We start from the raw sequence: 15,050 nt of genomic DNA, 5'->3' as shown, positions 1-15,050 counted from the left end.
CTGAGCCCTAGCCCGTTCAGCGGGGTGCTTGGAGGCGCCGCGGCCTTGGCTTAGCTGCTGGCTGCTGGTGAAAATCGCGCAATACGGCCTGGTAAATGGCCAGCGTGCGCGCCACGATGGTGGCGGGGTCGTGGCGCTGGTGGGCCACGGCGGCGGCCTGGGTGGCCAGGCGCTGGTGCAGGGCCCCGTCGGTGAGCAGGCGCAGGGCCTGGGCGGCAATGCTGGCCGGGGCCAGCGTGCAGAGCAGGCCCGTCACCTCGTGCTCCACGAGCGAGCGGACGCCGCCCACGTCGGAAGCCACCACGGGCAGGCCGGCGGCCTGGGCCTCGCACACGCTGTTGGGGCTGTTGTCGACGTAGGAGGGGTGGAGCAGGCACACCGCTTCGGCAAAGAGCTCGGCCAACGCCGGGGCCCCCAGCACGCCGCAGCACACCACGTCGGCCGGCCCGATGCGGTGCAGCCCGGCCGCTGCTGCTGCGGCCAGCACCGCGGCCAGGTCGTCGGTGCCCGCCACCACAAGCTGCACGTCAAGGTGTTGGCGCAGCAGGTCGAACGCGGCCAGCACCTCGTGGAAGCCCTTCATCACCTGCGTGCCCCCGATGAATGCCACCCGCGGCCGCCCCGTTGGCCGGGGCCCCGGGGCCCTAAAAAACGCGGGCCGGATGACCTCCCAGTTGTGGTGCACGGTGCACCCCGGGCTGAGCCGCTGCACCAGCGCCTGGTCCCAGTGGGTGCGGCACGAGAAGTGGTGGATGGCCGGCAGGTAGCGCCGCTCGTAGCGCCCGGCCAGCGTCCACAGCACCTTACGCCACGACACCAGGCCGGGCACGAAGCGTGGGTACTGCGACACCAGGCCCTGCACCGTGAGCAGCTGGGGCACGGGCAGGCCGGCCGTCATGGCCGGCAGCTGCAGCTCCGAGCCGTGCAGGTGCAGCAGGTCGTAGGCGCGGCAGTGAGTGCGCAAATAAGCCTTTACCAAGGCAATGCGCCGCCGGTACAAGGTGAGGATGTCGGTGCGCACCGTCGGCGTTCTCAGGTAGATGAAGCGGATGCCGTCGCGCTCAAACTCCTCCACTGGCACGGCCAGGCGGTGCGTCCAGTTCAGAATGGTCAGTGTCACGCCCGGCTCCTGCTTCAGCAGGTCGGCCAGGGCCCCCACCCACGGCACGGGGTGCGCCTGGGCATCGAGCGGGTGCGGGTAAGGGGCCAGCCAAAGAATTTTCACGGGAATAACGAGCTAATAATAGAATTTTTTGATAAAAAAGAGCCTGTTTATAATTAAACCGCTAATGCTTTTGGCGTAACTGCTTACTGGGAGAATAAATATATAACAGGCAATGAATCAGTACGTAACCGCTGCGGGGCGCTACGCCCGCCGCCAGAAGCGGAGCCGCTCCTTGAGGTGAAAATCGGTGCGGAACAGGGCGCACTGCCGCGCCACGTCCGGGCCGCCCCACAGCAGGAAGCGGTTGAGCAGCAGCACATCCACGCCGTAGCGGGCAAAGGGCAGGTAGTTTTTGCCAGCCCGCACGGTGGTCCCCAGGCGCAGGCCCGCGCCCACGGCCGCCGCCCGCACCGCCGCCGAGGCATTGCCGTTGGGGTAGGCCACGGCGCTGGCCGGGGCCCCCAGCAGGCGCGCCAGCGCCTCCTGACACGCCACGAGTTCGGCGGCAGCGGCGGCGGGGGCGTAATTGGTGAGCACGGCGTGGTGGTGGGTGTGGTTGCCCAGGTTCACCTCCGGCGCGCTGGCAAACTCCCGCAGCTCGGCCGGCGTGAAGGGCCGATCCAGGTCGCCCACCGGCACCAGGGCCCCCGGGCCAAATTGGTCCACCAGGTACTGGTCTACTTCAGGATGGCGCAGTTGCTTGAGGAGCGCATACTCAGCGGCTTGCGCGGCGGGCGGCAAGGGCTGGCGCTGCCGGTGGCGGTACACCACATCCCACCAAAAGGCGCGGCCCGCCTCCACGTGGTGGGTGGAGATGAAAAACGTGGCCGGCACGCCGTAGCGCCGCAACACGGGCAGCGCCAGGCGGTTGTTGTAGTAGCCGTCGTCGAAGGTGAGCAGGGCGTACTTACCGGCGGGGTCGAGGCCGCGCAGCACGTCGGCCGGCGTCACAAAGGCGTAGCCGTGCGCCACGAAGTAGGCCACAAATTCCTCAAACATCCCCACCGTGATGCGCTGCTGCGGGTCCACCTCGTGCCGGTCCATCGCGGCCTCGTCTTCAAACAACACGTGAAACATGAACGCCAGCAGCGCCGGTCGTTCGGGGCGCGCGGCCAGGCGGGCCAGGGCCAGGTGTTCGTCGAGGCGGTCGAGGGCACGCCTCCAAGCAAAAGGCATGGCTGTTTGTAAAAAAGAGAAAAGGATAAGACTGCTGCTATACTGTAAAAGTAAGATAGTCGCCGGAGACTGGCTGCCAAGCTGGGAGCCCGGGCCCGGGTCCGGGGCCCTGGGCCCGGTTTCCGCCCAGAAAGCGCTGGACATCAACTCCTAGATATTGACTTTTTCCGCTTTTTACAATCTTGGATAATGACAATCGTTTGCAGTAAAGTGCAAGTTATATAATTTTGGCTCAAGTGGTTACGAACAGTAAAATTGCATATCTTTGCCTTAGGCTTTTATATGTTTTATAACATTTTTAATTGAATCAGGAAGTCACGTTTCTGCTTGCTTATGTTAAAAATTGACCAATCCAGCGGGGCAGCGGGCCACAAACCTGCGTTTGCCGCTTGCACGCGGGCCTTTTTGGTACTGGTGGCGGCGGGCGCACCCTTGGTTTCGGCGCAGGCCCAAGCGGTATCCTACTCCGATCCAATTGTAATAACCAAAGGCGGTACCTATACCGGCAACTACCGCAGCACCGATTCGGGGCAGCCCGCGGTGCTTGTGAACACCAACGACCCCGTGGTGCTTGACGGTTGCAACCTGGCCGGGGCGGGCAACCTCATCCAGGCCGGCCAGGGGGCCGACCTGACCGTGCGCAACTGCCGCGGCCAGGGCCTCGCGCCGAGCGTGGACAACCAGGCCCCCGGCCGCTTCCTAGACTCGTACCGGGCCCAGCGCCTGGTGGTGGAGCACAACGAGCTGGTGCAAACCAGCGGCATCGTGGTGAACCGCTGGGGCGGCACTGGGGCCTCCGGCCAAACCCTGACCGTGCGCTACAACCGGGTGCGCAACATCGACGGGCGCTGGCGCAACGGCGGCAGCACCCGCAGCAGCTTCTTGATCCTGAACACGGTGCAGCGCCTGGCTGGCGTCGACGTTTCGTACAACGAGGTCGTCAACGCCCCCAACCAGAGCCTGGTGGAGGACAACATTAACCTCTACAACAGCTCGGGCACGGCCAGCAGCCCGCTGCGGGTGCACGACAACTTCGTGCGCGGGGCCTACCCGTTTCCGGCCACCGACGGCCAGTTCACGGGCACTGGCCTGACCACCGACGGCGACGCCGGGGCCCTGGACGGGGCCGCGGGCTACATCGAGGCCGACCACAACCAGTTTGTGAGCACCTGCAACGCGGCCATGAACATTGCCGCCGGCCACGACGTGTACTACCACGACAACCGCCTGGTAAACAGTGGCTTGCTGCCCGACGGCTCGCGCCTCACGGCCACCTACGCCGCCACGGCCGTGTTCAACTACTACCAGCAGCTGGTCAGCCTGTTTTTCAACAACCGCATTCAGAACAACACCATCGGCTTTGTGCGGTGGGGGGCCAACAACCCCTACCCCGACCGCCAGGACCTGAGCCCGGGCAACTGCGCCACCTGCACCGGCACGGTGCACCTGCCCAACCCCGTCACGCTGGCCACCGAAGACAACGAAGCCACCCTCTGGGCCCAGAAGCTGCAACAGGCCGGCGTGGTGCTGGGTCCCCTGGGGGCCACTGCCGCGCCCACCCCGCCGGTGGCCGCCACCGGCCAAGTCGCCAACCCCGGCTTTGAGGCCGACGGTGCCACTAGCACCCCCACGGGCTGGCAAACCAGCTCCGACGCCAAGGCCAGCTACTCCGAAGCCTACGCCGGGGCCCACACGGGCAGCTACCACGGCACCCACTATCGCCCATCGGCCTATGAAGTGTACACCTACCAGGTCGTCAGCGGCTTGGCCAATGGCACGTACGCCTTCAGCGCCTGGGTGAAGAGCAGCGGCGGCCAGGCCGCCGCCCAAATGCGCGCCAGCAACTACGGGGGCCCTATGCAAACCGCCGACCTCGCCGCCACCCCCGGCGGCGTGGCCGCCCCGGGCTGGGTGCTGCTCACCGTGCCCAACATCGCCGTGACCAACGGCCAGTGCGAAATCGGCTTTTATTCCAAAGCCGGTGGCAGCCAATCCATCTATTTTGACGACGTGACGCTGGCCCCCCAGCAAGCCGGCGCCCCCAACGCCGCGCCCACCGTGGCCCTGAGCGCCGCCACTAGCCTCACCCTCGGCCAGGCCCTGGCCCTGAGCGCCACCGCCACCGATGCCGACGGCACAGTGGCCAAGGTAGAATTCTTTAATGGCACCGCCAAGCTGGGCGAGGCCACTGCCGCTCCCTACCAGCTGAGCTGGACGCCCTCGGCCGCTGGCACCTACGCCCTCACCGCCGTGGCCACCGACAACGCCGGGGCCAGCACCACCTCCGCTGCCGTGGCGGTGGCGGTAGCTCCGGCCACCCCCGCGCCGGTTGGCGCCGGCACCAATCTGGTGGTCAACCCCGGCTTAGAGGCGGGCGGCTTGCCCGTGGGGGCCCCCGCTGGCTGGCAAACCGCCACCGGTGCCAACACCAACGACAACGCCGACTACACCGAAACCTACCCCGGGGCCCACGCGGGCCTCTACCACGGCACCCAGTACCGCCCCGACGACTACGAGGTGTACACCTACCAGACGATTAGCAACCTGCCAGCCGGTACCTACACGCTGCGCGCCTGGGTGAAGAGCACCGGCGGCCAGCCCCGCGCCGAAATGCGGGCCAGCAACTACGGCGGCGATATGCGCACGGCTAACCTCAGCACCAGCACGAGCGGCTGGACGCTGGTGCAAATTTCGGACATCAGCGTGACGAGCGGCCGGGCCGAAATCGGCTTCTACTCCAAGGCCAACGGCGGGCAGTGGCTCTACTTCGACGACGTGGAATTTGTGCTCCAGCCCGCCGCCACCCCCACCACCGGGGCCAATACCGTGCTCAATCCCAGCTTCGACAACGACCTGCTGCCGCGCTGGGACCCCCGCTACTGGACCACCCGCGCCATTGGCAACACCCGCATCTACGCCAGCTTCATCGAGGCTTACCCCGGGGCCCATACCGGCCTGTACCACGGCACCCAGTACCGCCCCGAAGCCTTCGAGGTGTACACCTACCAAACCGTGCGCAACCTGCCGGCCGGCAGCTACACCCTGCGGGCCTGGGTGAAGAATACCGGGGGCCAGGCCATCGCTGAAATGCGCGCCAGCAACTACGGTGGCTCCCTGGTGAGCACTGCCGCGCCCACCACCGCCGATGGGCAGTGGGTGCAGATTTCCGTGCCCAACATTGCCGTGAGCAACGGCCAGTGCGAAATCGGCTTCTACTCCAAAGCCAGCGGCGGGCAGTCGCTCTACTACGACGACGTGGAGCTGGTGCTGCAAAGCGCGGCCAGCAGCGCGGCTACCAGCGCGGCCGCCGCCGTTACCAGCGCCCTCGCCGCAAGCTCCACGCTGTTTCCCAACCCGGCTGATGGGCAGGTGACGGTATCCACGAATTTTGAGCAAGCCACCGCCGTCACGCTCGTCGTGACCGATATGCAGGGCACGCCCATGCTGCGCTCGCAGCAGCAGGCCGCGGCCGGCGACAACCAGTTTGTGCTCGACACCAGCCGCTTGCCCAGCGGCATCTACGCCCTGCAAATCCAGAGCAGCCAGCCCACGCGCGTAGAGCGCCTGGAGGTGCGGCACTAGGGGCCCCAGTCAAGCCAAAAAGAAGCCGGGAGGCATTGCGCAACAAGCTGTTGCGCAATGCCTCCCGGCTTCTTTTTGGGTTTAATATTCGGTTTCAGTCCTTGCAGTTTCAGCCCTTGGCCAGCGAGGTACGGGCCAGTAGGAAGAGGAACCGCGAGTTGGTGACGAGGTAGCGCTTCCAGAGCCGGCGGGGCTCGAGCCAGAGGCGGTAGGCCCACTCCAGCCACAGGCGGCGGGCCCACACGGGCAGGCGCTGCTCCAGGCCGGCGTACACCAGAAAGGCTTGGCCGACGCCCAACATGCAGGCTTTGATCTGGCCGCGGTGGGCGGCCATCCAGCGCTCCTGCCGTGGGCAGCCCAGGGCCACAAACAGCAAATCCGGGTCAGCGGCGTTGATGGCGGCCACGTGGGCGGCTTCTTCCTCAGCGGTGAGGGCCCGGAAGGGCGGGGCGCAGGTGCCCACCAGGCGCAGGGTGGGCAGCTCGCGCTTGGCCCGGGCCACAATGGCCTCCAGTACATCGTCGGTGGTGCCGTAGAAGTACACCGACTGGCCGCGGCGGGCGGCCTCTTCAAGCAGGGCGGGCACGAGGTCCATGCCGGCCACGCGCTCTTGGGGATGGCCGCCGCGCCACCCGGCTACGCTGGCCACGGGGCCCCCGTCGGGGGTCACAAGGTCGGCCTCGGCCAGTACCTTGCGGAAGCTGGGGTCGCGGTGGGCTTCCACCACCATGTGCACGTTGGCGCAGCACACGTAGGCCGAGGTACGGGCCGCTCCCAGGTGCAGGATGCGGTCCACAAATTCGCCGAAGGGCCCCGTAGTAATGGGGGAGTTCAGAACAGTTTGCGTCGCTAACATAGGCGCTAAGGTAAGGGGCAGGGGGGCGGGCAGGGCGAAAGAGCTAGTAGGCATTCTTCTCGCCGGCCACCATGTTCCACACCGTCTTGCCGATGATTTTCACATCGAGCAGCAGCGACCAGTTTTCCACGTACTCCAGGTCGTACTCCACGCGCTTCTCCATGGCGCCGGCGGCGCGGGTTTCTCCGCGGTGGCCGTTCACTTGGGCGTGGCCCGTGATGCCGGGCGTCACGGCGTGGCGCTGGGCATAGGTGTGGATGTGCTTGGAATACTCTTCGAGCTGCGACACCATGTTGGGCCGAGGCCCCACCACCGACATGTGGCCGAGCCACACGTTGAAGAACTGCGGAATCTCGTCGAGGCTCGACGAGCGCAGGAAGCGGCCCACGCGCGTCACCCGGGCATCGCCCTTGGTGGCTTGCAGCTCGGTGCCGCCCGTAGCCGTGCTCATCGAGCGCAGCTTGTAGCACGGAAACAGCTTGTTGCGCTTGCCCGGCCGCATCTGCTTGAAGAACACGGGGCCCGGCGAATCTAGTTTGATAAGCACGGCTAGGATGGGCAGCAAAATTGGGAACACCCCCACGATGACCAGGCCCGAAAACACGAGGTCGAAGCCGCGCTTGGCAATCTGGTTGGTGCGGAACGCCAGCGGGTGGCGGCGAACCGTGAGGATGGGGCCCCGGCCGTGGTAGTGCACGTCCACGCCCTTGTGCAGGGTGCCCTCAAAGTCGGGCACGATGCGGAAGGACATGAAGTGGTCGTCGGCAAACGCCGAGAGCTCCGAAATCAGGTCTGCTTGGTTGAGGGGCAGGGCGAAGTACATCTCGTCAACCTGCTCGCGCTCGCAAAAATCCTTGAGGTCGGCCAGGCCGCCGCGCACCAGCGGCTGGAGGTTGGCCGCCACTGGCTCATCGGTAAAGAAGCCCAGGAACTGGTTGGCCACCGGGTCGTGCAGCGTCAGGAACTGGTGCATTTCGCGGCCACTGCGGCTGGCGCCCACAATCACGAAGCGGCTGTGGGGCCGGGCCAGCCGGTAGCGGTAAGTGCGGTAGAAAAACGCTACCAGTAAGCGCCCGCTCACCACGGCCGCCCCCGCCACGCCGTAGAGCAGCAGGATGTAGCGAATGGGCAGCAGCCGCACATGCAGCAGCAAAATGCCCGCCGTGAGTACCACCGCGTGCACCAGAAAGGCCAGCACCAGGGCCCAAAATTTCTCGGCGTACGAGGTGAGCCGGTCCAGCGAAGTGGGGTTGGTCACCTGGCCCGCCACAATCCACCAGATGAGGGCAAACACGGCGAAAAACAGCGGGTAGTCGCCGCCGAATGCCCAGTCGCCCCGGTGGTAAAATTCAACAAAGCGGAAAGCTCCAAAAATAAGCAGGATGTCGGCAGTCAGCAGAATCATCTGGTTGACGTGCGTACGGCGTTCGTAGAGGATCATGGTGATATAAATGGGTAGCGTTATATCGGTGATTTCGGGCCAAGTGGCAGTCCATCAGGAAGGAATTCGTGGGCACATACGGAGCTTAAGCCCCCTTGGCCTTACGGAGTATGACTTAAAATATATCTAATTGTAAATTTCATAAAAGCAAACCGTTGCATGCCACATTTAATTAGAATAATCATATTATACAAACCTGATAAATTCCAAGATCGTGCTGTATTTTATCGTTCTACTGCGCTCTCTCGTCCAATTATGAGTAAATATAGTTTTAAATAGATATTATACCAAGAAATGGTTATTATTTAATTTTTACCTGGATTAAAAAAAGCTTTGCTCAAATGGCGTGCCGCTAATCAGTGGGTAAGCTCCACGTTGGGGTAGGGCGCCGCCACTTCCACGGGCACGTTGATGGCCGTGGGAAAGGCCAGGAAGTGCGCCACGTGGGGCGGCTCGGGGCCCCGGTGGTACTGGCGCACCTGCTCCTCCACCGCCTGGTCGTCGCGCGTGAAGCGGTGGTGCTGGCGCAGGTGCTCGCCCCAGGTAGCCACGGTGAAGAACTCGGTGATGCGCCCGGGGTCGGCCAGGTCGGCGAACACGCCGGCGCGCAGGGCCCCATCGCGCAGGCGCAGGCGCGATAGGCGGCCGACTACCGGCTGGAAGGCGGCCCAGTCGGCGGGGTCGATGCGGTAGGTGATCATCACCACCACGGGGCCATCGTCGGGGTCGGCGGGGCCATCGGCCATGGGCGGGTCGAGCCAGGGCTCGGCGGGGTCGAGGTTGAGGTTATCGGCCGCTTGCAGCGGGTAGGGCAGGGCCAGCAGGGCGCTGGCGGCCATCCAGGCAGCGGCCACACACAAGGCCACTTGGGGGCTGAAGTAGTCGGCCAGTTCGCCCCAGGCCAGGCTGCCCAGGCTCATGCCCGCCTGAAATAGCAGCATGTAGATGCTGATGACCCGCGCCTGCACCCACTTCGGCACGTTCAGCTGCACGGTGGTGCTGAAGCTGGTCATGGCCATCAGCCAGGCCGTGCCCGACACGAACATGATGGGCCCCAGGATGGCGGTGTTTTCAATAAACGCCAGGCTCAGGTTGGTGCCCACGAAGGCGAGCCCACCCAGCAGCACCCGCCGGTTGAGGCTGATGCGCTGCCCCGCCCGGCCCATGAGGAAGGCCCCCGCTACGGCCCCCGCCCCCAGCCACGAGAGCATGATGCCGTAGTGGCCCGCGCTCAGGTGCAGCTTGCGGGCCACCACCACCGAGAGCAGCGCCCACATGGCGCTGGCCCCGAACCCGAACGCAAACACCCGCACCAGCACCGCGTGGATGGGCGGGGCGTAGTGCACGTAGCGCATGCCCGCCCGCAGGGCCCCCAGGAAGTGCTCGGCGGGGCCCTGGCTTTCCTCGGCATCGCGCTTCCAGAAGTAGATAACCGCGAACGTGCCCAGAAACGACACGCCGTTGAGCATAAACACCCAGCCCGGCGAGTAGTAGGCAATGACCACGCCGCCCAGCGCCGGCCCGATGGCCCGGGCAATGTTGTTGCTCACCCCGTTCAGGGTGATGGCGAAGGGCAGCACCGGGCGCGGCACCAGCTCGGTGGTCACGGTTTGCCACACCGGGCCGTTCAGGGCTGAGCCCATACCGAGCAAAAAGGTGAAGCCCAGCACCCCGAACGCTGATACCTCGTGCGCCAGCGTGAGGGCCCCCAGGATGGTGGCCACCACCGCCATGAAGCCCTGCGTGCCCAGCAGCAGCTTGCGCCGGTCGATGAGGTCGGCTAGGGCCCCGCTGGGCAGGCTCAGCAGGAAGGCCGGGAGGCTGGTGGCGGTTTGCATCAGGGCCACGAGCAGGGCCGAGGTGGTGAGGGTGGTCACGAGCCACACGCCGGCCACGTTCTGCATCCAGGTGCCCACGTTGGAGGCGAGCGAGGCAATCCATACGGCCCGGAACACGTGGTAGGCCAGGGGGCTCCACATGGTGGCCCGGGCGGCCGGGGCGGGGGTACTAATAGGAGTCATTGGGGAGGGAACAGCACGGACCAGCTTACGGATTTGGGGCCCCCGGGGTGCGCCCCGCCCGCGCCCGGGGCCCTGTGGCCGGTACTTTGGAAATAATAAACCGGCGAAAAATTGATTAGGCGAAAACCACGCCGTGTAATACTTTAACGCGCAGCACCTTGGCCACCCCTGCTTGCGGGGGCGGCCCGGGCGCACCGGCCGGGGCCCCCAGGGGCCCCCGGCCCAGGGTACGCAGGGCGGCATTTGCTTGATAATCAAATAAATAACCATACCATGACGGTTGATACTACTGCTGCTTCGGCGGGCCTCTACCGCCCGGAGTTTGAGCACGATGCCTGCGGCACGGGCTTCCTCACGTCCATCACCGGGCGCAAATCGCACCAGATGGTGGTGGACGCGCTGACCATGTTGGAAAACATGGAGCACCGCGGTGCCTGCGGCTGCGACCACGACTCGGGCGACGGCGCGGGCGTGCTGCTGCAAATCCCGCACTGGTTCCTCTTAGAGGAGTGCCTGGCCCTCGACATCCAGCTGCCCGAGCCTGGGGCCTACGGCGTGGGCCAGGCCTACCTGCCCAAAGATGACGCCGCCCGCGCCACCGCCCGGGGCCTCATCGACGCCGCCGCCCAGCAGCTGGGCCTGCGCGTGCTGGGCTACCGCCCGGTGCCCGTGAACCCGGCCGGCATCGGCGTCACGGCCCTCAGCGGCGAGCCCGTGATGGAGCAGGTGTTCGTGGCCCGGCCCGTGGACGTGGCCACCACCGAGGACTTCGAGCGCAAGCTCTACGTGCTGCGCCGCCTCATCGTGAACAAGGTGAAGGACGTGCTGCCCGGGGGCCTCGACGACCTGTACTTCGCCTCGTTCTCGTGCCAAACCATCGTATATAAGGGCCAGCTCACCACCTACCAGGTGCGCGGCTACTACCCCGACCTCACCGACGAGCGGGTGACGACGGCCTTTGGCCTAATTCACTCGCGCTTCTCTACGAATACGTTTCCGAGCTGGCGGCTGGCCCAGCCTTTCCGCTACCTGGCCCACAACGGCGAGATTAACACCCTGCGCGGCAACCTGAACTGGTTCTACGCCGGCCTGCAAACCTATGCCTCGCCTTACTTCACGGCCGAGGAAATGGCAATGCTGCTGCCCGTAATTGACGCCGGCCAGTCGGACTCGGCCTGCCTCGACAACATTGTGGAGCTGCTGCTGCACTGCGGCCGCACCCTGCCCCACGTGATGATGATGCTGGTGCCCGAGGCCTGGGACGGTAACGAGCAGATGGACCCGCTGAAAAAGGCGTTCTACGAGTTCCACGCCACCTTCATGGCCCCCTGGGACGGCCCGGCGGCCCTCAACTTCACCGACGGTCGCCTCGTGGGGGCCATGCTCGACCGCAACGGCCTGCGCCCGCTGCGCTACGTCGTCACGAACGACGGGCGCGTGCTGGTGGCCTCCGAGGCCGGCGTGCTGCCCATCCCGGAAGACATTATCCTGGAGAAAGGGCGCTTGCAGCCGGGCAAAATGTTTGTGGTGGACACCGTGGCCGGCGAAATCATCACCGACGCCGAAATCAAGCACCAGGCCGCCAGCCGCCAGCCCTACGGCGACTGGCTGCGCAACTACCAGATCCGGCTCGACGAGCTGGCCGAGCCCCGCCAGGTGTTTTCGGACCTCGGCACGGCCGCCGTGCTCAAGTACCACCAGGCCTTCGGCTACACCCGCGAGGACATCGAAACCGTCATCCTGCCCATGGCCCTGGAAGGCAAGGAAGCCATCGGCTCGATGGGCGTGGACGTGCCCCTGGCCGTGCTCTCCGACCAGCCGCAGCACCTGAGCAGCTACTTCAAGCAGTTTTTTGCCCAGGTCACCAACCCGCCCATCGACCCCATCCGCGAGCGGCTGGTGATGAGCCTGGCCACCTTCATCGGCAACAACGGCAACATCCTCGACGAGGACAAGATGCACGGGCACTGCGTGGCCCTGAGCCACCCCATTCTCGTCAACCACCAGCTCGAAAAGCTGCGCAGCATCGACACCGGCTTGTTCCACGCCAAAACGCTTCAGACCTACTTCAAGGCCGATGGGCTGCCCGGCTCGCTCGAAGCCGGCCTGGCCCGCCTCTGCCGCTACGCGGAGGACGCCGTGAACGACGGGTTTGAGGTGCTGATTCTCTCGGATAGGGCCCTGGACTCCGAGCACGCGCCCATCCCGTCGCTGCTGGCCGTGTCGGCGGTGCACCACCACCTCATTCGCCTCAGCCGGCGCGGCTCGGTGGGCCTGGTGGTGGAGGCCGGCGACGTGTGGGAAGTGCACCACTTTGCCTGCTTGCTGGCCTTCGGGGCCACCGCCGTGAACCCCTACCTGGCGCTGGCCACCATTAACACCACGCACCTAGAGGGCCGCCTCGAAACCCGCCTGGAGGGCCCCCAACTGCTGAAAAACTACGTGAAGGCCGTGAACGACGGCCTGCTGAAGATTTTCTCCAAGATGGGGATTTCCACCCTGCTCTCGTACCATGGGGCCCAGGTGTTCGAGATTTTGGGCCTCAACCAGGAGGTGGTGGACCGCTACTTCACCGGGGCCGTGACGCGCATTGGGGGCCTGGGGCTCGACGAAATTGCCCGCGAAACGCTCTACAAGCACTTTCAGGGCTTCCGCAGCAACACGCCGCCCGAGGCCGAAGTGCTCGGCGACGGCGGCTTTTACCAGTGGCGGCGGCGCGGCGAGGCGCACATGTTCAACCCCGAAACGGTGCACTTGCTGCAGCTCGCCACCCGCACCAACAACTACGCCACCTACCAGCGCTACGCCAAGCTGCTGAACGAGCACCCCAGCCAGGCCTTCAGCATCCGCGGCCTGCTCGACTTTGCCCAGCACCGCGAGGCCATTGCCCTGGAGGAAGTGGAGCCGGCCGAGCTGATTATGAAGCGCTTTGCCACCGGGGCCATGTCGTTCGGCTCCATTTCGCACGAGGCGCACAGCACCCTGGCCATCGCCATGAACCGCATCGGCGGCAAGAGCAACACCGGCGAGGGCGGCGAGGACCCCATGCGCTTCGAGGTGATGGAAAACGGCGACTCCATGCGCTCGGCCATCAAGCAAATTGCCTCGGCCCGCTTCGGCGTCACGGCCCACTACCTGACGAATGCCGACGAGCTGCAAATCAAGATGGCCCAGGGCGCCAAGCCCGGCGAGGGCGGCCAATTGCCTGGCCATAAAGTAGATGAATGGATTGCCAAGGTGCGCCACGCCACGCCCGGCGTGGGCCTGATTTCGCCGCCGCCCCACCACGACATCTACTCCATCGAAGACCTGGCGCAGCTCATCTTCGACCTGAAAAACGCCAACCGCGCCGCCCGCATCAACGTGAAGCTGGTATCGAAGGCCGGCGTGGGCACCATTGCGGCCGGTGTGGCCAAGGCCCACGCCGACGTCATCCTGATTTCGGGCTACGACGGCGGCACGGGGGCCTCGCCGCTCAGCAGCATCCGCCACGCGGGCCTGCCCTGGGAGCTGGGCCTGGCCGAAGCCCACCAAACGCTGGTGCGCAACCAGCTGCGCAGCCGCGTGGTGCTGCAAGCCGACGGCCAGCTCAAAACCGGCCGCGACCTGGCCGTGGCCGCCCTGCTGGGGGCCGAGGAGTGGGGCGTGGCCACCGCCGCCCTCATCGCCGGGGGCTGCGTGATGATGCGCAAGTGCCACCTCAACACCTGCCCCGTGGGCGTGGCCACCCAAGACCCTGAGCTGCGCAAGCTCTTCACCGGCCAGCCCGAGCACATCGTCAACTTGTTCCGCTTCCTGGCCGAGGAGCTGCGCGAAATCATGGCCTCGCTGGGCTTCCGCACCGTGAACGAGATGGTGGGCCGCTCGCAGTTCCTCAAGCGCAAGGCCGGCGTCAGCCACTGGAAGGCCCGGCAGGTGGACCTGAGCGGCGTGCTCTACCCGGCCCCCAACCCCACCGGGGCCACGCTCTTCAAGAGTGAAGACCAGGACCACGGCCTCGCCGACATCCTCGACTGGCAGCTGCTGGCCCACGCCCAGCCCGCGCTGGACCACCAAACGCCGGTGACGGGCGCCTTCGACGTGCGCAACACCGACCGCACGCTCGGCACGCTGCTCTCCAACGAAATCACGAAGCGCTACCACGCCGCCGGCCTGCCCGACGGCACCATCCAGTTCCGCTTCAAGGGCTCGGCGGGCCAGAGCTTCGGCGCATTTGCAGCCAAAGGCCTGGCCTTCAGCCTAGCCGGCGAAGCCAACGACTACGTGGGCAAGGGCCTCTCGGGGGCCCAACTCGCCATTTTCCCAGCCCCGGAAAGTACGCTGGTGCCTGAAAACAACATCATCATCGGCAACGTGGCGCTGTACGGCGCCACCTCCGGGGCCCTGTTTGCCCGCGGGCAGGCCGGCGAGCGGTTTGCGGTGCGCAACTCGGGCGCCACGGCCGTGGTGGAGGGCGTGGGCGACCACGGCTGCGAATACATGACCGGCGGCCGGGCCCTCATCCTGGGCCAAACCGGGCGCAACTTCGCCGCCGGCATGAGCGGCGGCATCGCCTGGATTTACGACCCCGACGGCACGTTTCCCGAAAACTGCAACCTCGAAATGGTGGAATTGGAAGGCCTCACGGCCGTCGACGAAGACGAAATCCAGGCCCTGCTGCGCCGCCACCACGAGCTGACCGGCAGCGACAAAGCCGCCTTCCTGCTCGCCAACTGGCCCGAAGAAACCGGCCGCTTCGTGAAGGTGTTCCCCTCGGAATACAAAAAGGTGCTGCAAAAAGCGCAGCTGCAAGCCGCGCGCTAACTCATT

The 15,050-nt window shown here is 65.7% G+C and carries 7 protein-coding genes; 2 read left to right on the top strand and 5 right to left on the bottom strand.

Features of this window, described 5'->3' with window-relative positions:
* Positions 1-16: 16 nt before the first annotated feature.
* Together EAH73_RS14075 and EAH73_RS14070 are read right to left on the bottom strand one after the other, a co-directional pair.
* The gene (locus tag EAH73_RS14075) at positions 17-1,225 is read right to left on the bottom strand and encodes a glycosyltransferase family 4 protein (protein WP_140467581.1); all 1,209 of its coding nucleotides are present in this window, start codon (positions 1,223-1,225) and stop codon (positions 17-19) included.
* Between the two features lie 141 nt (positions 1,226-1,366).
* Positions 1,367-2,341 (bottom strand): polysaccharide deacetylase family protein, encoded by a 975-nt coding sequence (locus tag EAH73_RS14070; protein WP_161599557.1) that lies wholly within the window; start codon positions 2,339-2,341, stop codon positions 1,367-1,369.
* Between the two features lie 333 nt (positions 2,342-2,674).
* Between EAH73_RS14070 and EAH73_RS23900 the strand changes: the two genes are divergently transcribed.
* Positions 2,675-5,923 carry an Ig-like domain-containing protein gene (locus EAH73_RS23900; RefSeq protein ID WP_140467578.1) on the top strand — a complete coding sequence of 1,083 codons (3,249 nt, stop codon included), beginning with the start codon at positions 2,675-2,677 and terminating at the stop codon, positions 5,921-5,923.
* A gap of 109 nt (positions 5,924-6,032) precedes the next feature.
* Here EAH73_RS23900 and EAH73_RS14060 read toward each other — a convergent pair whose 3' ends face one another.
* The 3 genes from EAH73_RS14060 to EAH73_RS14050 form a co-directional block, all read right to left on the bottom strand.
* On the bottom strand, positions 6,033-6,779 hold the full coding sequence (locus EAH73_RS14060; protein WP_140467576.1) for a WecB/TagA/CpsF family glycosyltransferase: 747 nt from the start codon (positions 6,777-6,779) through the stop codon (positions 6,033-6,035).
* Between the two features lie 43 nt (positions 6,780-6,822).
* Positions 6,823-8,220, bottom strand: coding sequence for an exopolysaccharide biosynthesis polyprenyl glycosylphosphotransferase (locus EAH73_RS14055; protein ID WP_140467574.1), 1,398 nt, complete (start codon positions 8,218-8,220; stop codon positions 6,823-6,825).
* A 356-nt stretch (positions 8,221-8,576) separates the two neighbouring features.
* Positions 8,577-10,241 (bottom strand): MFS transporter, encoded by a 1,665-nt coding sequence (locus EAH73_RS14050; protein WP_161599556.1) that lies wholly within the window; start codon positions 10,239-10,241, stop codon positions 8,577-8,579.
* A 273-nt stretch (positions 10,242-10,514) separates the two neighbouring features.
* Here EAH73_RS14050 and gltB point away from each other — a divergent pair, with 273 nt between their 5' ends.
* Positions 10,515-15,044, top strand: a complete 4,530-nt coding sequence (gltB, locus tag EAH73_RS14045; protein WP_140467570.1) for a glutamate synthase large subunit — start codon at positions 10,515-10,517, stop codon at positions 15,042-15,044.
* The last annotated feature ends 6 nt before the right edge of the window (positions 15,045-15,050 follow it).

The sequence above is a fragment of the Hymenobacter nivis genome (assembly GCF_006439025.1).
Taxonomy (GTDB): domain Bacteria; phylum Bacteroidota; class Bacteroidia; order Cytophagales; family Hymenobacteraceae; genus Hymenobacter; species Hymenobacter nivis_A.
The sequence above is the reverse complement of the archived record's forward strand: the minus strand, read 5'-3'. Positions and strand labels throughout refer to the sequence as shown.